The sequence below is a fragment of the Clostridium sp. UBA4548 genome (assembly GCF_002387895.1).
Taxonomy (GTDB): domain Bacteria; phylum Bacillota; class Clostridia; order Clostridiales; family Clostridiaceae; genus Clostridium_J.
The window spans coordinates 119,178-138,807 of the sequence record NZ_DGLI01000021.1 but is presented as its reverse complement, the minus strand read 5'-3'; the positions used below and the strand labels follow the sequence as shown (position 1 = coordinate 138,807).

Here is a 19,630-nt window from a genome sequence, read left to right as displayed (position 1 = left end):
AAACTATGTTTACAACAAAATTCGGCATGTATTAAAGGGTATACAGCCCTTGGGGATGGACTGTACGAATAAATAAAAAGGGGGCTATAATTCTCTTTATTTATTTAACAAGTTTATTATAATAAGATTTTTTATTTTTTTCAAGTGTATTTATAAAATAAACTATAAATAAAGTATAAACAAAGTGTTAATTCAACATATTTTTACATTCCATTCTCAGTTCATTTTCAAATTTTTAACCTTTTTCATAAAATGTACACCTTGAAAAGTAAATAAGTATAAGTTTATTTCAAGATTCTTTTCCTTAAAGCTTCTAAATTTTTAATTTACCTGCATGAAAATGAATTAAAATATAGCTATATAAGTTTTTAAATCACATTGAATCTAAGCTACAAACACTCTTTAAACATTTTTTAAAAGTTCTATTTCTTCCTCTGTAAGTTCTCTAAAGTTACCTTCTTCTACAGTTTCATCTAATTTTAGTGGTCCGAAGCTGATTCTTCTTAAATAAACCACGCTCTTGTCTACAGCTTCAAACATTCTTTTTACTTGATGGAACTTACCTTCTTGGATTGTTACATGAACTTCTGATCCATCCTCATTAGAGTTAATAACCTCTAGTTTAGCTGGCATACAAAGATATCCATCATCTAAAGTAATTCCATTTGCAAACTTTACTATATCACTTTCATCTATAGGTTTATTAATTTCAGCATAATAAACTTTATCTACATGGTTTTTAGGAGCAATTAACTTATGATTTAGCTCCCCATCATTAGTTATAAGTAGTAATCCTACAGTATCCTTATCTAGTCTTCCTATTGGAAATGGTTCAAACACTTGATATTCAGGGTCTAAAAGATCAATTACAGTTTCATCATAATTGTCAAAGGTAGCACTAACTACTCCACTTGGCTTGTTCATCATTAAGTATATAAACTTTCTATAATTAATCTTTTCTCCTTTAACTTCAATAGTTGAATTTACAGGATCAACCTTTTCAGCACTATCTTTTACTGGAGTTCCATCAACTACTACTTCTCCCTTTCTACAAAGAGCCTTCACTTCTTTCCTACTTCCGTAACCTAAATTAGCTAATATTTTATCTAAACGTTCCATAACTATTCCTCACTTTCAAAATACTTAAGTATCCTCAAAAATAACTAGTCTATAGGTTAGCACCTCTCCCATTACAATGTGTCTGCAAAAGTTGTTACTTCCAGCTTAATAGTATTTGTTTCTGTAACCCTACTTCCCCTTGCACACACAAATTATTGCTCAAGTCTTGGACTTGTTATTTATTTTATATACCGTTGCCAAAACCTTATAAAACCTTATAAAGCTTGTTTAGTTCCCTGTTCAACGTGTCCGATTTTGTAATTCAAAAGAATATACTACTTTCGTTTGATATAACACTCCGAGGGCTTAAATTCCCATACAACGCATGGTACATATTAGTAGTATCTTTTAAGTGATTAGACTACTAATTCATATCTTGATAAGTTGATACTTTCATTATAATCTCTATCTATAACTAAGTCGCAATTATCACAGATATATGTCCTTACTGATAATGAAAGCTTGGGTTTTACATGACCACACTCACTACAAGTTTTTGATGAGGGATACCATTTGTCAGCTTCTGCAAACTCAATTCCATTGAACTCACATTTATATTGAATTTGTTTTTTAAACTCATATAAACATTGTTTTCCTATTGCTTTTGATAAATGCTTATTCTTCATCATGCCTTTAATATTAAGTGTTTCCATAACAACTCTTGATGGCTTGGTTTTCACTATCTTATTGGTTGCTTGGTGATTATGATTACTTCTTATATTAGCTAATTTTCTATGAAGTAATTTAATCTGCTTTTCCATTTTTATAATATTACTTGTTTTGACAAACTTACTCCCTTCTTTATTTTTTAGGTATTTGCGAGACACACTACGTTGTAATCTACGTAGCCTTTTTTCAAGCTTTTTTACAACTCTTGTTTTATTAATATTTTTAAAAGTCATTCCATTGGAGCATATAGCTAAATCTTTTATGCCTAAATCAACTCCTAGGCTCTCAGTAGTTAGTTCTATTATTGGTTTCTCTCTTTCTAAACCTACTGATATAAACCAGTACTTTCCATCAAAACTTATTCTTGGATTAGTATATTTACAGTTCATAGGTATTGCATTTTTCTTTATTTTTACCCAACCTACTTTTTCAATTAATAGGTCACTTTCTTTAACTTTAAGCTTTGCTGTATCATTATAGAAAGATGGTTTAGACTTTCTTCTGCTCTTAAATTTTGGTCTATCAGCTAATCCTTTGAAAAAGTTCTTATAAGCTTCACACCCATCTTTAACAGCTTGTTTAGCCACATTATTAGATACCTGGTTAAGCCAGTTAAGTTCTGTATTCTTTAAGATAGTTAATTCTTTTCTTAAATCATTATCAGATATAAACTTACCACCACTTTTATAGTTTTCTTCTTGCCTTGTAAGTGTCCAATTATATATAAACCTTGCAGTACCTACTGATTGCCACAGTTTTTGTTCTTGCTCTTTAGTTGGAAATAACCTAACTCTCTTCCCCAGTATCATTCTAGCTTTGGCAAACTCTCCTATTGAATAATATTTCAAAAGAATCACCTCTTAACGCTATTATACACACCTTGTAAATAAAGCATACTGTTTTCTAAAGTTTTCTGATGTTTTTACTACTGTTGTTTAACCTTCTTTATTATTTACATAATAACATATTTAACATACCTATTAATTCTAAAGGATTTACTATATTATGACAACCTTATATAAAGAAAAAACTTCTCACCTTTTACTATGAGAAGTTTTTTCTATTTCCTCTAATCCATAGCTATTTCGTTAAATGTACCAATAAGATAATTTATGGATTGTAATATTTTCTTATTTTTACTAAATAATTTTTTGTTTCTGTTGGAAGCTTATAAAAATCAGCTTCACTGCTTATGCCTCTTCTTCTCATGTTTCCTGGCCCAAAATTGTAAGCAGCCAATGCCATATCAAGGTTATTGTTATGAAGCTTTAAGTAATCCTTAATATGCCTAGTACCAGCATCTACATTTTCCTCTATATTATAAGGGTCCTTAACACCATAATCCTTAACATTTCCAGGCATAAGTTGCATTAAGCCCATAGCCCCTGCTGATGACTTTACAGTTGGATTAAAGTTAGATTCTACCTTTATGATTGCTCTAATTAGTTCTTCACTAATTCCATGTTTTTGTGAGGCAGCCTTAATTGCAGCTTCTATTCTTTCTCCTTGTGTCTTGTTCTCATTAGTTGCACTTACAGTTTGAGGTGCCACTACAGATCTTAAATTTAACTCATTAATATGTACTCCACTAAACTGATTATTACTATCTAATCCAATCTTATTTGCCTGTTGTTTTTCATTTAAGGCCTTAACTAAGGCTCCTAAAACCATTTGAAAGCCACCGGAATTAGAACCTTCTTCTCCTCCTCCAAATAACTTTGACAGCATACTCATTTGAAGAATTTGAGCCATGCCCTGATCTCCTTGTCCACTTTGGGCACCTAACATTTCCTCAAGACCTAACCCTCCCATACCTAAAGCCTGTAAGGGATTAGGTGAAGTTAATCCATCTAAAGGATTTACACTATTAGCTGAGGTATTTTTTATAGTTTTAGTGTTTATGTTGTAGTTGTTTAAATTATTATTGACACTTATATTATTGCTCATGATTTTCTCCCCTATGTTTAAATCTAATATGTATTATTTAAAACCAAAATTTACTTTTTCTTTAAGTTTAATTTAAAATTCTTCTTAATATCAATTATATTAAATTTTCCAACAAAAATATAGAGCTAATATTTTCTAATATTAACCCTATACTGAAAATAACTATTTATTATTTCTATTGTTATCATGTAATGCCTGATCAATGATGATACATAATGCAAGGATAAAGGCATGATTTTCACTTTCTTCTATATCTACAGTATAGCTATCTCTAATTGCTAGCCACTTCTTACTAGCTTCTGCTATTAAGGTTCCATTTTTATAGATAGTAAAATTATGAGCAACTATGTTTCCACAAATCTCATAACTTCCAAGAGCGCTATCTATATTAAACCTTTGAGAAAAAAAAGTAAATTGCTTTTTAACTCTAGCAACTTCCTGTCCATATAAATCAATATAATATTCTGGTAAAAAAGCCATTATTTTCTGTCTTATATTTACAACCTCTTGCCCTTGATTATCATACATTTTTAATTTATCCCCTAGGGAAAAAACTTTTCCTTTAACGAAATAAACTTCTCTTCCTGTATAATCCATTATGCTAAAGTCATCTCCAAAAGTAAAAATCTTTTGATTTATAACATATCTCATATCCTCACCTCACCCTTATTTTCCATATCAATGTTATAGCAAACCTTCAAACGTACCTGGATTTCTATTTATATTCTTTTCTTCTTTATATTATGATATGCTATAAAAAATTTATAAACCCCTTTAAGTATACCATAAAGCGACTCATAGATTTACTGATATATAGAATGCAATAAAGCTATTGCATAAATATCTCTAATTGTATCTTACATCCTCTTTAATATAAGTTGTCTAAAATTATTTTATGATGTAGAAATAATTTTGAAGCTTATATATTTGCATAGTCCTACTTAAAGCATTGCCTAAAAGTTTATTCATTAACCTCAATTTCAACAATGTGGTAGTCTTCATAGGTTAACTTACTAAAACTGCTCTTACATAAAGCTAGTAGCTTGTAATATCCTTTGGTAAAGGGAATAAAAGTATAATAATTCTTTTTGCTATACTTTTGGATAACCTTCCACTCACCCTTTTCCATTAAATAAAACTCGTAAACTATATCCTTGCCACCTTCACAGCCTACAGTAAAGTTCACAGCTTCATTACACTTAAAAGTCTTACTCTCTGTGCTTATTTTACAATTGTTTATAGGTGGTGCCTCAGCTACAATAAACCTAACCTGTTTTTTAGCGTCATAATTTTTAGTGCTGCTTAAATTTCTCGCATATATATCTATCACATATTCTCCAGCACATTTAGGTGTTAACTTAAATTTCTTTTCCTTAGAATACTCTGTTTCTTCCACTTCATGACCGTTAATTTTAACTTTATACTGAACCAAGGTATTTTTTGTATTTTCAGCAATTACTTCAATTTGAAAGCTATCACCTACAAGATAAAGCTTTTTATTTTCTGTTAAGATATAATCTATTCTTGCTGGAACATACTCTCTACACTGAATATAAATTATTGAATGCACATCATATTCCCGTTTTGACCGTCTATCCTTAACTCTTACCTCCAGCTTATATTCTCCAACTTCCTCTGGAGTAAAATCCACCCAATCATATTCACTGTACTCCAATTTATCAATAACTTCTTCATCCTTAGTTACTATGAATTCATATATTAACTCTAATCCGCCTTTAGCAGCTACCTTTATATTTACAGGCTCATTTATTAATAAATCCTTCTTTTTATCTAGCACTATATCCTCTATAATCACATTTTCTATAAAATCTTCTTCTATGGTAAATTCCATAGTCTCTCTAGCTTCAAATTCCTGTGGAAAGCTCTCATCCTTAACTAAAAGCTCTATTATATACTTTCCTGATTTTTTGGGAGTCCAAGTACAGACATTTTCTTTCTGATACTCTGAAGAATAAGGGTCATTTCCATCTACTATAAATTTGTAACGAAGATTCTTACCACCTATTGCAATTCCTTTAAGAGTTATAGGGGTATTTTCTACCTGTGGAGAGCTTAAATCTGAAGTTATACTTATCACTTTAATAGGTCTATATAAATCCACCTTATAATTCATTACCGCTCTGTCATCATACAAGCTTTGAGAATACATATCTTTAGCAACGCATAGAAGCTTATACTTCCCTGGTTTTCCTTCCGAAAAGCTTACTAGTCTTTTTGTTGAAAAATCCTGAACTATTTCTGCATTACCATCCTCATGAAGTTTTATGAACTTATATAAGATAGTTCTGCTTTCATCAAAGGCAGCCTCTACTTCAAAGGTTAATTCTTCTCCTACTAAAAGCTCCTCACAAAGACATTTGAAATTTTTAATTTCTACCTTTTCTACGGGTAATACCTTAAATTTCTCTGAAGCAAAATCATCAAAAATATTAGCCGAATGTTCCTTTTTGCACTCCACTAAAATTTCAAATTCCCCTTCTACTTTTGCTGTATAAGCTAAGGTATTTTCTATAGAGTAATCCTTAATTAAGTGCCATCTTGCTTCTTCCTTAATCCAATACCTGTACATAACAGGAAGGGTATTAGGCTCAACAGTAATATTAATCTTTTCACCAATTTTTCCTTCAGTTTTATCTAAAGCTATGTGTTTAATTAACTTTTCTTCTATGGTTCCAATGATAAAATCCACCTTAGAAGTATAGTCGTGAGATTTTTTACTACCTTCCCTCTTAGCATGTACCATTATCATATATTTCCCATCTTCCTTAGGGCTCCAAAGGGCATAGCTATCCCTATGAAAATCCTTAAGGGTGCTCCACTTACCATCATTTCCAATTAAAAATTTATATAATAATCCATCTTCTATTTTATTTTCAATAGATATCTTAATTTCTTTATTTTTTTCTTGAGGACTCTCTAAACTTGTAATAATATTCATTTCATTCATTTCAGTTATCCTCCTTAAATAATGGACAGGTTTTTCGCCTATGAACCTTGAAAAAACATTTAACCCATAAGCAAACCTCTTTATTTAATAACAATACTTACATTATACTATAATTCCATAATATGTAACAACAAAATACTGTTTTTTCTTTATTTTTTGTAAATTATAATTAAAGGTAATAAAAACTTCCCCAGATGCTAAAAATACCATAAAGGAGGATGAGGATATTGCTAAAAGCATACAAAACGGAGATAAATCCAACAAAGCAACAAATACAAAAGATTAATCAATCCATTGGAATATGCAGATGGCTTTATAACTCATACATCGCTAAGAATAATGAACTATATAGGCAATATAAAGATGGCTTAATTGATAAAAAACAAGCATTTATGAGTGCAAATGATTTTGACAAATATATAAATAACGAGATTAAAATATTAGAAGAATATAATTGGATTAATAATTGTGGCTCTAAGGCAAGGAAGAAAGCCATATGTAATGCTGAAACTTCTTATAAAAGATTTTTCAAAGGTGAAAGTAAGTTTCCAGGATTTAAAAAGAAAAATAAATCAGATGTTAAATTATATTTCCCTAAAACCAACAAAACTGATTGGAGAGTTGAAAGAAATAAAATAAATATACCATCATTAAAATGGGTGCATTTAAAAGAAAAAGGATATATTCCAACAGATGCTAATATTATAAGCGGAACTGTTTCAAAAAAAGCAGATAGATATTATGTTTCAGTTTTAATAGAAGTTGAAGAGAAATATCAAAAAAATACAAAGGAAGGAATTGGTATAGATTTAGGATTAAAGGATTTTGCTATATGTTCTAATGAAACAACTTATAAAAACATTAATAAAACAAAAGAAGTAAAAAGATTAGAAAAGAAACTACTAAAAGAACAAAGAAAACTTTCAAGGAAATATGAAAATTTAAAAGAAAGAAATAAAAATAATAAAAAAGAAGGAGGTAATGCTACTAGACAAAATATCCAAAAACAAATGGTTAAGGTACAAAAACTTCATCAAAGATTATCTAATATAAGAGAAAATTATTTAAACCAAGTAGTAAATGAGTTAATAAAACAAAAACCAAGTTTTATAGTCATTGAAGATTTAAATGTTAGAGGAATGATGAAGAATAGACATCTTTCAAAAGCTATATCAAAGCAAGGTTTTAATATGTTTAGAATTAAACTATTAAACAAATGTAATGAATATAGTGTAGAATTAAGAATTGTGGATAGATTTTATCCTTCAAGTAAAACTTGTCATGATTGTGGTGCTATATTTACAGGATTAAAACTTTCTGATAGAGAGTGGGTATGTTCTGAATGTGGTATAATTCATGATAGGGATAAAAATGCTAGTCTTAATTTGAGGGATTGTGAAATATACAAAGTAGCATAATCAAGCTATTGTATATATGTACCGATGGCTAGTCGGGAATTTAAGCCTTTGGAGTGTTATATCAAATATGAGTAGTAATAGTAATATTGCCAAAGTAGACACGTTGAAAAAGGAAAAATCTTGATATGGGTATATTTGTCCATATTTTAAGTAGCAGTGATGATTATGGATAAAAATGATAGAGATTTTCACTATGATCCTGAGTACACTTATAAGAAAAAGAATATAACTATTCACAAAGCAGAGGATAGTTACCCTATAATTGAAAGAACCAATAATGGTCTTTTATTTCCTGAAGGCCCTAAAACCTTTGTTGATATGGACCAATTTAAACCTGGTCATTAATTGACTTTAACCCTACTATTTTCATTTCTGTTGTATGAAACCAAAGTTAAGACCCAATTCATACATTGAACTTACTTTGAATCTCTTAAGGTTCTTGAAGGTGACTAGAATTAAATTCCATTATGTATGGCTAGAGCAAATGGTTAATTATCTTATTTAAGATAAGCTTATTAGTAAGATTGAATTTTAAAATTAAACTCAATAAGAGATCAAAAGGATTTAGTAAGGTAACCAAAAATTACCCTACTAAATCCTTTCTTATAAATTAACTTCACTTTTTCTTATTAATCTTATAAGGTTTTCCCTAAGCCTTGTATCATCTTCACTACTTCTCTTTTTATGGCTAGCAGTCTTTCCTCCACCTCTTCTTACTTTTGCAGAAAGATGTCTTTCAAATAGTAATTTATCAATATTATCATTATTGTATATATTCCCCTTAGGACTTATGGCATAGGCCTTCTTTCCAAGAACCATAGCTGCTACACCATAATCTTGAGTAACTACAATATCCTGAACCTTTGCTTCATTGGCAATTTTCATATCTACACTTTGAAACCCACTATCCATGTACTTAACTGTAGCGTAAGTACTTGTTAGTATGTGGTTAATGTCACAGTAAAGTATTAATTCTAGTCCAAAATCCTTTGCTACTTCTTCAATAATGTGCTTTCCAGGACATGCATCTGCATCTACAATTATTCTCATAGTTATTCCCCTAGCTTTTCTTCTAGTTTTTCCTTTAATTCCTCATAACCTGGTTTCCCAAGTAGGGCAAACATGTTCTTTTTATAAGCTTCCACCCCTTCTTGGTCAAAAGGATTTATATCTAACATATATCCACCTATAGCACAAGCTTTCTCAAAGAAGTAAATTAAGTATCCAATACTGTATTCAGTAAGGTCCTTAAGATTTATTACTATATTAGGAACCCCCCCCTCATTATGAGCTAGAGCCGTTCCTTCCATAGCTTTTTTATTTACAAAGTCTATGGTTTTCCCACTTAAGAAGTTAAGTCCATCTACGTTTTTATCGTCTTCCTTTAAGGTTAGTTCCACCTTAGGAGTTTCTACATTTATAATAGTTTCAAAAAGGTTTCTTAACCCATCTTGAATATATTGACCCATGGAGTGTAAATCTGTAGAGAAATTCACTGAAGCAGGAAAGATTCCCTTACCACTTTTTCCATGACTCTCTCCAAACAACTGCTTCCACCACTCACTAAAGTATTGAAGACTTGGCTCGTAGTTTACAATGATCTCCGTTGTTTTTCCTGTGATATATAAAAAGTGTCTTAGTGCTGCATATTTATAGCAATTGTTATTTTCTAATTTTTCACAAGCATATTCATTTCTAGCTTCTTGTGCACCCTTCATTAATTCATCAATATTTAGTCCTGCTGTAGCAATTGGAAGTAACCCTACTGCTGTTAAAACCGAAAACCTACCTCCAACTTCATCAGGAATTACGAAATTTTCATAACCTTCCTCCTTAGCAAGACTTTTTAAGGCTCCTCTAGCTTTATCAGTTGTTACATATATTCTATTTTTCGCTTCTTCTTTTCCATACTTATTTTCAAGAAGTTCCTTAAAAATTCTAAAGGCAATAGCAGGTTCTGTAGTAGTTCCTGACTTTGAAATTACGTTTATTGAAAAATCCTCATTTTTTACAATATCTATAAGGTGAGATAAATAAGTAGAGCTTATATTATTTCCAGCAAATAACACTGCTGGTGCTTTTCTCTTTTCATAAGGCAAATTGTTATTAAAGCTATGAGTTAGTGCCTCAATTACAGCTCTAGCTCCCAGATATGATCCTCCAATTCCAATTACCACAAGGATTTTAGAGTTTTTCTTTATTCTTTCTGCTGCTACTTTAATTCTCTGAAACTCATCCTTATCATAGTTCTCAGGTAAGTCAAGCCATCCCAAAAACTCATTTCCTGCTCCATCTTTGTTATGTAAAGTGTGATGAGCATCAGTAACCATAGGTTTTAGCTTTAATATATCTTCTGCATCAACAAAAGGTGCTGCTTTTTTAATATTTAAGTATATTGGTGACTTCATAGTACGCCTCCGTAAACCATATTTTCTATAATTATATAAATTACACTTAAGTAGCAATCCATTACTACTAAGTTAAATAACGAACAAGTTCATTTCCACTTTTTAGTATAAACCATTTTATATTTTTTATCAAACTTAGGCATTAAATCTTAAGAAACATGCCGTAAACTTCTTACCACATGGCAACATAAATCAAATAACTACCAAGGTTATATCCTTGGTAGCTATTTATTTATCATGTTATATTATTCAATTCCTTATATGGAATCAACTATATTGAATGAATTGTATATCCATTCTTAATTTCTATGTTTTAAAGAAGATTATTCCTGCTATTTTTAAATTGGATACTTTTCTTTATCCTTTATGTAACTTTTAAGAATTTAAAATAAATACATCTACCAACTCTTTTGCCTCAATACTTAAAAACCTAATTAACTTTACCTTTATCTTTAAGCATTTATACTAGAGTGATTAATTCTCAATAAGTATGTGTCATTGTGTATTCTATCACATATTATGAATGTACTCATAGGTTTAGCGCTATACGCTGTATTACCAGTAGCTAACAGCAATAAAGTTTAGTTTTTGTAAAATAATCATAAAATAAAAAAGTCAGGCTAGATAGAATTCTAACTTCTACCTAGCCTGACTTTACTTACCCTTTACCAAATTGACTCAACCATCTCATATGTACCTTTTACAAGTATAGGTGGTTTCTCCCCGTCTATAACTTTACCTCCTATACTATACAATGATATCCCAACTAACACTAATAATATTAATTTTGAAAATTTCCTCATTCTCATAATACCCCTCCATCCCATGATTACATTATAACCCATATAGCTACTTAATTCAACAATTTTTGTATCTTTTTTTGACAATCGTAAGCATATTCATATTCTTTATCCTCAAAATAAAGCCTTTGAAGTTTATTATAGTAGCTAATCCTTATTAATTTGTTATCTGTTTCATCCAATAAAAGTAATAATTCTTTAATAATCTCTTTAATTTTATCTTCCTTTTCAAGCTTAGTATAAATCTCTTCCATGATTTTGTATGCTTTTAAGGTATACTCATAATCATTATTCTCTCTCGCATTTTCCAGCCCTAAGCTAACTATAAGCAATGCTTCGTCATAAAGTTCTTTTGCCATGTAAACTGATGATTTTTCAATTAAAGTATGAGATAAATTTTTCTTATCTATACTAGCTCTAATTTGCTGAGATTTATTATAATACTCTAAGGCTTCAGTTAAATTACCCTTCTTTACATACAATGAACCTAAGTTATTATAAAGATAAGCTGACACCTTTTCGTCAGTATTGCTAATCAATAATATTAGCTCTTTATAAATTTCAATTGCTGTGTTTAAATCCCCTTTATCTTCGTAACAACTTGCTTTGAAACTACTTGCATAAATATATCTTTCTAATTCTTTTTCTTTATCACACATAACTAAAAACTTTTCAATACAATTAAGTGATTCTTCCAAATTAGATAAACTTTGATAACAAAGCGCTGAATTATATAATGCATTTTGCAAGGTAAATATTTCCTTAGCAATTTCCGAATTAACTATTGCTTTATTAAAATAAACTATAGCTTCAGCATAATCTAACAATGCATATTTACATGCACCCAATCTATTATAGAGATAGCATCTTTCCTTTAAGTGTACATTATCAGTTAATGAATCTAAGGAGTAAAAATAATTTTTATAGGCCTCTAAATATTTGCTCTCATTGTAATACTTGTCACCTTGTACTTTATACCCTTCTGCTTTGGCATTTTTCAAATCATAATGTTCTGCAATTTTTATGATATCTTCTAGTTCTTCATAGGCTAAGTCAGTGGCTAGCTTTTCCATACAGTATTTTTCTGCTTCTTCTTCTATAGTTCTTAAAAAATATCTATCATCTATTTCTATATCAGATCCAAGTTCCTTTGCTTTTTCCCTAAATCTTTCTGTGATAATCTTAGCTGCATCTTCAGTTATATTTCTTCTTCCATTCTCCAAAAGCCCTAAGTATCCTCTTGTAAAGTTCTCACTAGCAAAATCATCTTGTGTCATTTTAAACTTTTTTCTTAAGCTTTTAATTTTTTCACTACCTGTTAAAAACTGCATTTCATTCCCCTTCTTACTAAATATTAATAATATCACTATCTATTATTATAACAATAATTTATGAAAATAACTTTCTTTAATTAAGAAATTGCTAACTTTTTATCTTAAAAGCCAGAAATACATATTCACGCCCCTTTTTAAAGAAGCTTCAACAACTTGTGTCATTCATATCCTTTATTTCTTTGTATCCCTTTTATCTTTTATATCTAATTTGAAATTTACTAGTGCCAAGACTTTATCTAGGTTTCTTTGAGCCAAAAGTTGAAGTCCCTTGAATTTACTATATACTAAAAAAGACACATAGACAGGCTATCTATGCGTCAAATAAAATATATGTTTAGTAAGAGAAAGGCTATTTTACTCCCACTCAATAGTGGAAGGTGGTTTTGAAGTTACATCATAAACAATTCTGTTTACTCCTTTAACTTCATTCACAATTCTTCTTGATACTTTATCAAGAACTTCATAAGGCACTCTAGCCCAATCAGAGGTCATACCATCTGATGATGTTACGGCTCTTAGTGCTACTGTGTGGCAATAAGTTCTTTCATCTCCCATAACTCCAACAGACCTAATGTTAGGAAGGCAAGCAAAGTATTGCCATATTTCACTTTCAAGTCCTGCTATTGCTACTTCGTCTCTAAATATTGCATCTGCTTCTCTAACTATTTCTAGTTTTTCTTCAGTAATTTCCCCTAAAACTCTAATTGCAAGACCTGGTCCTGGGAAGGGCTGTCTCCAAACTAAGTGGTGTGGTATTCCAATTTCTTCACCCACTGCTCTAACTTCATCTTTAAATAATTCTCTAAGTGGCTCTATAAGCTCAAAGGTGATGTCCTCTGGAAGTCCTCCTACATTATGGTGACTTTTTATAGTAGCTGATGTATTTGTACCACTTTCTACTACGTCAGCGTAGATTGTACCTTGAACTAAGTAATCTATTTTACCAAGTTTGTTTGCTTCTTCTTCAAATACTCTTATAAATTCTTCCCCGATGATTTTTCTTTTTCTCTCTGGGTCAGAAATTCCTTTAAGCTTTCCTAAGAATCTATCCTGAGCATTTACTCTGATAAGATTCATATCAAAACCTTTTTTAAAGATTTCTTCTACTTGATCTCCCTCATCTTTTCTTAAAAGACCATGGTCTACAAATACACAAGTTAATTGCTTTCCAATGGCTTTATGAACAAGTACTGCTGCTACTGAAGAATCTACTCCTCCAGATAGGGCGCATAGTACCTTTTTATCTCCAACAAGATTTTTTATCTCTGCTATTTTCTCTTCTGCAAAAGAAGCCATGGACCAATCTCCTTTAAGATTACATATGTTCTTAAGGAAATTAGATAGCATCTTTTCTCCAAATAAAGTATGCTGAACTTCTGGGTGGAACTGAACTCCATAAAGCTTCTTTTCTTTATTTCCCATTGCAGCTATTGGACATTGTTCTGTAGATCCAATAATTTCAAAGCCTTCTGGCTTTCCTTCTATGAAATCCGTATGACTCATCCAACATTGATTTTCTTCAATGCCTTCAAATAGCGGGCTATTTAAAACTAAATCTACATTGGTTTTACCATATTCTCTAACAGGTGCAGTTTTAACACTTCCTCCTAGAGTATGAGCCATAAGCTGTGCTCCATAGCATATTCCTAGCACTGGAATACCTAAATTAAATATTTCTTCATCTATTTTAGGTGAATTTTCACCGTATACACTATTAGGTCCACCTGTAAAAATGATTCCCTTAGGTGCTAATTCTTTTATTTTTTCTATTGAAGTTGTGTAAGGAACTATTTCACAATAAACACTATTTTCTCTAACTCGTCTTGCGATAAGCTGATTGTATTGTCCGCCAAAATCAACTACTAAAACTAATTCTCTATCCATGGTATTAGCTTCCTCCTTTATTTTCTTTAGTAAATGTATTTTGTAAATAAGAACTTTATTTTAAGCTATATTTTTTTGTTTTTAATGTAATTTATAAAGCTTTTTATCCTTATACATTTACGCTGTAATTAGGTGCTTCTTTAGTCATCACTATATCATGAGGATGACTTTCTCTGAGTCCTGAGGAAGTTTGAACCACAAAGGTAGCATTTTTATATAATTCTTCTAGATTTTCTGCTCCTAAATATCCCATACCAGAACGTATTCCACCTACAAGTTGATATATGGTTTCTACTACCGAACCTCTATAAGGAATTCTTCCTTCTACTCCTTCTGGTACTAGTTTCTTGTTATCTTCTTGGAAGTATCTATCTTTACTTCCATTAGCCATAGCTCCAATGGAACCCATGCCTCTATATACTTTATAGCTTCTTCCTTGATAAATTTCAATTTCTCCTGGTGCTTCTTCGCAACCTGCAAATAAAGAACCCATCATAACAACCTTAGCTCCTGCAGCTAATGCTTTTACTGCGTCTCCAGAGTACTTAATTCCTCCATCTGCTATAACAGGAACCCCATACTTATTAGCTTCCTCTACACAATCCATTACTGCAGTAAGCTGTGGAACACCAACTCCTGCTACTACTCTTGTAGTGCAAATTGAGCCTGGTCCAATTCCAACTTTAATACAATCTGCTCCAGCTTCTATCAATTCCTTTGTTGCTGCTGCTGTAGCTACGTTTCCTGCAATAATTTGTAGTTCAGGATACTTAGTTTTAATTTCTTTAACTGCTTCAATAACTCCTCTAGAATGTCCATGTGCAGTATCTACTGTTATTACATCTACATGAGCCTTAACTAAAGCATCTACTCTAATCATTAAATCTTTTGTTACTCCTACGGCAGCTCCACAAAGAAGTCTGCCTCTTTCATCTTTTGCAGCGTTGGGGTACTTAACGGCTTTTTCTATATCTTTAATAGTGATAAGTCCTTTTAAATTAAAGTTCTCATCAACTAATGGTAATTTCTCAATTTTATGTTTTCTTAGAAGCTCTTTTGCTTCCTCTATAGTTGTGCCCTCAAGAGCTGTTATAAGTCCTTCACTAGTCATCACTTCGCTTATTTTCTTTGAATAATCAGTTTCAAATACTGTATCTCTGTTAGTGATGATTCCAACTAGCTTTCCATTTTCAGTAACTGGCACTCCTGAAATTCTATACTTTGCCATTAAACCTAGTGCTTCTTCTATAGTCCTATCCTTAGATAGTGAAAAAGGATCTTTAATTACTCCATTTTCTTGTCTTTTTACTCTATCTACTTCACTAGCTTGAGCTTCTATGGACATATTCTTATGAATTATGCCTATGCCACCTTCTCTAGCCATAGCTATAGCCATTTTAGCTTCAGTAACTGTATCCATTCCCGCACTAATTAATGGTAAGCTCAATTTTATTTTTTTAGTAAGATTAGTTACTAGCTTAACATCCTTAGGTAACACATCTGACTTATTTGGAACTAATAGTACATCATCAAAGGTATATGCTTGTTTTAATATTATTGCCATGATTGTCATCCTCTTTTCTACTATATTTTTTATTTGTTGCAGTAAAACTCTCTAATTAAGCACACAATCTCTCTTTATGCTCACTTTCACAAATGTAATTTTAAAATGCAACTCTTACATGAATGTTATTAGCTAATAATTAATTCATAATTTGGGTACAAAAAAACATGTTAGCTATACTTCTATAAGTAAAACTAACATGTCCAATTTCATCATTGTACAATGTAATCTTACTCATAGTCAGAAATTATTGGTTTCCGGTAGATACTCCTTGCCATATTCAAGGTATATATGAGCTAACGTTATTAAATTATTAATAATCAATGTTCGTTTGTTTTATTAATTATATATATTTTATTTAATTATATAGGTTTTGTCAACACATTATTTCAACTGTATTTAATTTCTTAATATTTGTCAATAATGAAGGTAAGTTAAGCGGAGGTAGATTATGGATAAGCAATTAAAATATAGAACTCGCCATCTAAACATGGAATTTAGCCAAATTATAGAGACTGAAGCTATAAACATGGTTTTCCAACCCATTGTTAATCTTGCTACAGGCAAAATTTTGGGCTATGAAGCACTTTGTAGAGGACCTAAGGAATCCCCCCTTCATTTACCAGATGTGCTTTTTAAAACTGCAAGACTCTCTAATAAGGTTACTACTTTAGATGAACTCGCTAGAAAAAAAGCAATTGAAGCTTTTATCCCCTTTTTAAAGGATTATAAACTTTTCATTAACATGACTCCTCTTGCCATGGCTAACTATGATTTTTTTGCTAGTAGTACCTTTAAATGTTTAGGAGACAATAATGTAAATCCTTCAAACCTAGTAATAGAAATTACAGAGCAGTGCCCTATTGATTTAGTAGATAATTATAAGAATATAATTAGGGACATAAAATCCTTAGGAATAAAAGTAGCTTTAGACGATGTAGGTTCTGGTTATTCTGGGCTAAAAACTATTTTAAATGTTATGCCAGATTATTTAAAATTAGATATGGATTTAACTCATAATATCCACAAGGACACTTTAAAAGAAAACTTAATTAAAGGTTTAATACATATGTCAAACTATTGCAATATGAAAATAATTGTAGAAGGCATTGAATGCAAAGAAGAACTAGAAACTCTCATATGCCTTGGTGCCTATGGAGGCCAAGGATACTTTCTTCAAAGACCTACTGATCCTCCTGAAGATATTTCTCTAGAGTGTAAAGAAGTTTTTAAAACCTACTTATCTAAGTTAACCTTGTAATTGCATTATAAAAGAGCTATGTGAAACATAAATTTTCACATAGCTCTTGCTTTTATAGCTTTTAAACTATTAGACTTTCTTTATTTTGGCCTATATTCTAGTACATTCCGTCCATTCCCATGCCTGGTGCCATTGGAGCTGGTGCGTTCTTTTCTGGCAGATCAACTACTGCAGCTTCTGTTGTTAAGAAAGTTGAAGCTACTGATGCTGCATTTTGAAGTGCACTTCTTGTAACCTTAGTTGGGTCTACAATACCAGCTTTAATCATATCTACAAATTGTCCTCTTAAAGCATCATATCCCATTTGTGATTCTGAAGCTTTAACTTTTTCAATTATTACTGAACCTTCATCTCCAGCATTTGTAGCTATTTGTCTTAATGGCTCTTCAAGAGCTCTTCTTACAATGTTGATACCAACTTGAACTTCTGAAATATCAGATGTTAATTTTGCTACCTCTGGTATAGCACTTACGTATGCAGTACCACCACCAGCAACTATTCCTTCTTCAACAGCTGCTTTTGTAGCTGCTAAAGCATCTTCTATTCTTAATTTCTTTTCTTTAAGTTCGGTTTCAGTAGCTGCTCCAACTTTAATTACAGCAACTCCTCCTGCAAGTTTTGCAAGTCTTTCCATTAATTTTTCTTTATCGAACTCTGAAGTTGTATCTTCAATTTGTCTCTTAATTTGATTTACTCTGTTTTCTATTTCATCTTTAGAGCCTCTTCCGTTAACTATTACTGTGTTTTCTTTAGAAATTTTAACGCTTTCAGCTCTTCCAAGCATATCAATTGTAGCTTCTTTTAAGTCATGACCTAATTCTTCTGAAATTACAGTACCACCAGTTAAAGTAGCTATATCTTGTAACATTTCTTTTCTTCTATCTCCAAAGCCTGGTGCTTTAACAGCAACACAAGTGAAAGTTCCTCTTAATTTGTTAACAACTAAAGTTGCAAGAGCTTCTCCTTCAACATCTTCAGCTATAATTAATAACTTCTTTCCTTGTTGAACAATTTGTTCAAGAACTGGTAAAATTTCTTGGATGCTAGCAATTTTCTTTTCAGTTATTAAGATGTATGCATCTTCTAAAATAGCTTCCATTTTATCTGGATCTGTTACCATATATGCACTTAAGTATCCTCTGTCAAATTGCATACCTTCAACTACATCTAGTTCAGTGCCCATAGTTCTTGATTCTTCAACAGTGATAACTCCTTCGTTACCTACTTTTTCCATAGCTGAAGCAATTAATGCACCGATTTCCTCATCAGCAGAAGATATAGCTGCAACTCTTGCTATGTCCTCTTTTCCATTAACTGGTTTCGAATGTTTCTTTATTTCTTCTACTGCTTTATCTACAGCCATTCTAATACCATTTCTAATTAGCATCGGATTTGATCCTGCAGTAACATTTTTTAAACCTTCTCTAATGATAGCTTGAGCTAAAACTGTAGCTGTAGTAGTTCCATCTCCTGCTACATCATTTGTTTTAGTAGCTACTTCTTTAACAAGTTGAGCTCCCATATTTTCATAAGCATCTTCAAGCTCTATTTCTCTAGCAATAGTAACACCATCATTAGTTATAAGTGGTGATCCAAACTTTTTATTTAATATAACATTTCTTCCTTTTGGTCCAAGTGTAACCTTAACTGTATCTGCAAGAGTATCTACACCTCTTTGCATAGATCTTCTAGCTTCTTCTCCAAATAAAATGCTCTTAGCCATATTAAAAACCTCCTACTTCCTTCTTATTATTCTAATAACTTTAATTTCTCATTTTCAGTAATTTTACTGTGCAGTAGCCTTTTATTACTCAATTACTGCTAATATATCGTCTTGTCTTAAAATAATGTATTCTTTACCTTCAAATTTAATTTCACTTCCAGAGTACTTAGAGAATAGTACCTTGTCGCCTACCTTTAACTCCATTTTAATGTCCTTGCCATCAACATAGCCTCCTGGACCTACCGCTACTACTTCTGCCTCTTGTGGTTTTTCCTTTGATGCGCCTGGTAGAACTATTCCACTTTTAGTCATTTCCTCTGCTTCTAATCTTTTAATAACAACTCTGTCTCCAAGTGGTCTGATGTTCATAAAAAAACCTCCTTAAGTTTATAATTATATAAATTTTATAATATACTCTTTGTTAGCACTCATCACTATCGAGTGCTAATTACAATATTTATAATAAAGAAAACTTCCATTATTATCAAGTGCAATCACATTATACTTTAGCCCAAATTTGGCCATTATTCCGATT

General features: G+C 31.2%; 16 protein-coding genes and 1 riboswitch. Of the genes, 3 read left to right on the top strand and 13 right to left on the bottom strand.

Features of this window, described 5'->3' with window-relative positions:
* Positions 1 to 402: 402 nt before the first annotated feature.
* From B3040_RS07115 to B3040_RS07095, 5 genes are all read right to left on the bottom strand, one after another.
* Positions 403 to 1,119 (bottom strand): pseudouridine synthase, encoded by a 717-nt coding sequence (locus B3040_RS07115; RefSeq protein WP_291571641.1) that lies wholly within the window; start codon positions 1,117 to 1,119, stop codon positions 403 to 405.
* Between the two features lie 356 nt (positions 1,120 to 1,475).
* The gene (locus B3040_RS07110; RefSeq protein WP_291572019.1) at positions 1,476 to 2,597 is read right to left on the bottom strand and encodes an RNA-guided endonuclease InsQ/TnpB family protein; all 1,122 of its coding nucleotides are present in this window, start codon (positions 2,595 to 2,597) and stop codon (positions 1,476 to 1,478) included.
* Positions 2,598 to 2,898: 301 nt separating this feature from the next.
* Complete coding sequence (locus B3040_RS07105; protein WP_291571639.1) at positions 2,899 to 3,735, bottom strand: lytic transglycosylase domain-containing protein; 837 nt, start codon at positions 3,733 to 3,735, stop codon at positions 2,899 to 2,901.
* A 162-nt stretch (positions 3,736 to 3,897) separates the two neighbouring features.
* Positions 3,898 to 4,386 carry an LURP-one-related/scramblase family protein gene (locus B3040_RS07100; RefSeq protein ID WP_291571637.1) on the bottom strand — a complete coding sequence of 163 codons (489 nt, stop codon included), beginning with the start codon at positions 4,384 to 4,386 and terminating at the stop codon, positions 3,898 to 3,900.
* Positions 4,387 to 4,696: 310 nt separating this feature from the next.
* Positions 4,697 to 6,703, bottom strand: coding sequence for a triple tyrosine motif-containing protein (locus B3040_RS07095; RefSeq protein WP_291571635.1), 2,007 nt, complete (start codon positions 6,701 to 6,703; stop codon positions 4,697 to 4,699).
* A 227-nt stretch (positions 6,704 to 6,930) separates the two neighbouring features.
* Here B3040_RS07095 and B3040_RS07090 point away from each other — a divergent pair, with 227 nt between their 5' ends.
* Both B3040_RS07090 and B3040_RS07085 read left to right on the top strand, forming a co-directional pair.
* Positions 6,931 to 8,121 carry an RNA-guided endonuclease InsQ/TnpB family protein gene (locus tag B3040_RS07090; protein ID WP_291571632.1) on the top strand — a complete coding sequence of 397 codons (1,191 nt, stop codon included), beginning with the start codon at positions 6,931 to 6,933 and terminating at the stop codon, positions 8,119 to 8,121.
* A gap of 165 nt (positions 8,122 to 8,286) precedes the next feature.
* A complete protein-coding gene (locus B3040_RS07085) occupies positions 8,287 to 8,466 on the top strand; it encodes a hypothetical protein (protein ID WP_291571630.1) in 180 nt (59 codons plus the stop codon).
* A gap of 258 nt (positions 8,467 to 8,724) precedes the next feature.
* Here B3040_RS07085 and B3040_RS07080 read toward each other — a convergent pair whose 3' ends face one another.
* From B3040_RS07080 to guaB, 6 genes are all read right to left on the bottom strand, one after another.
* Positions 8,725 to 9,171, bottom strand: a complete 447-nt coding sequence (locus tag B3040_RS07080; RefSeq protein ID WP_291571628.1) for a YaiI/YqxD family protein — start codon at positions 9,169 to 9,171, stop codon at positions 8,725 to 8,727.
* Positions 9,172 to 9,173: 2 nt separating this feature from the next.
* A complete protein-coding gene (locus B3040_RS07075) occupies positions 9,174 to 10,529 on the bottom strand; it encodes a glucose-6-phosphate isomerase (protein WP_291571626.1) in 1,356 nt (451 codons plus the stop codon).
* Positions 10,530 to 11,194: 665 nt separating this feature from the next.
* Positions 11,195 to 11,338, bottom strand: coding sequence for a hypothetical protein (locus B3040_RS07070; RefSeq protein WP_291571624.1), 144 nt, complete (start codon positions 11,336 to 11,338; stop codon positions 11,195 to 11,197).
* A gap of 44 nt (positions 11,339 to 11,382) precedes the next feature.
* Positions 11,383 to 12,660, bottom strand: coding sequence for a helix-turn-helix transcriptional regulator (locus tag B3040_RS07065; RefSeq protein WP_291571622.1), 1,278 nt, complete (start codon positions 12,658 to 12,660; stop codon positions 11,383 to 11,385).
* Between the two features lie 357 nt (positions 12,661 to 13,017).
* Entirely contained in the window at positions 13,018 to 14,547 is a 1,530-nt protein-coding gene (gene guaA / locus B3040_RS07060; RefSeq protein ID WP_291571620.1) for a glutamine-hydrolyzing GMP synthase, read from the bottom strand.
* A gap of 109 nt (positions 14,548 to 14,656) precedes the next feature.
* On the bottom strand, positions 14,657 to 16,111 hold the full coding sequence (gene guaB, locus B3040_RS07055; protein WP_291571618.1) for an IMP dehydrogenase: 1,455 nt from the start codon (positions 16,109 to 16,111) through the stop codon (positions 14,657 to 14,659).
* A 217-nt stretch (positions 16,112 to 16,328) separates the two neighbouring features.
* Positions 16,329 to 16,426, bottom strand: a riboswitch (purine riboswitch).
* Between the two features lie 136 nt (positions 16,427 to 16,562).
* Here guaB and B3040_RS07050 point away from each other — a divergent pair.
* The gene (locus B3040_RS07050) at positions 16,563 to 17,372 is read left to right on the top strand and encodes an EAL domain-containing protein (protein ID WP_291571616.1); all 810 of its coding nucleotides are present in this window, start codon (positions 16,563 to 16,565) and stop codon (positions 17,370 to 17,372) included.
* A 97-nt stretch (positions 17,373 to 17,469) separates the two neighbouring features.
* Here B3040_RS07050 and groL read toward each other — a convergent pair whose 3' ends face one another.
* Together groL and groES are read right to left on the bottom strand one after the other, a co-directional pair.
* Entirely contained in the window at positions 17,470 to 19,095 is a 1,626-nt protein-coding gene (gene groL, locus B3040_RS07045) for a chaperonin GroEL (RefSeq protein WP_291571614.1), read from the bottom strand.
* An 84-nt stretch (positions 19,096 to 19,179) separates the two neighbouring features.
* Positions 19,180 to 19,464 carry a co-chaperone GroES gene (gene groES / locus B3040_RS07040; protein ID WP_017413396.1) on the bottom strand — a complete coding sequence of 95 codons (285 nt, stop codon included), beginning with the start codon at positions 19,462 to 19,464 and terminating at the stop codon, positions 19,180 to 19,182.
* Positions 19,465 to 19,630: the final 166 nt, after the last annotated feature.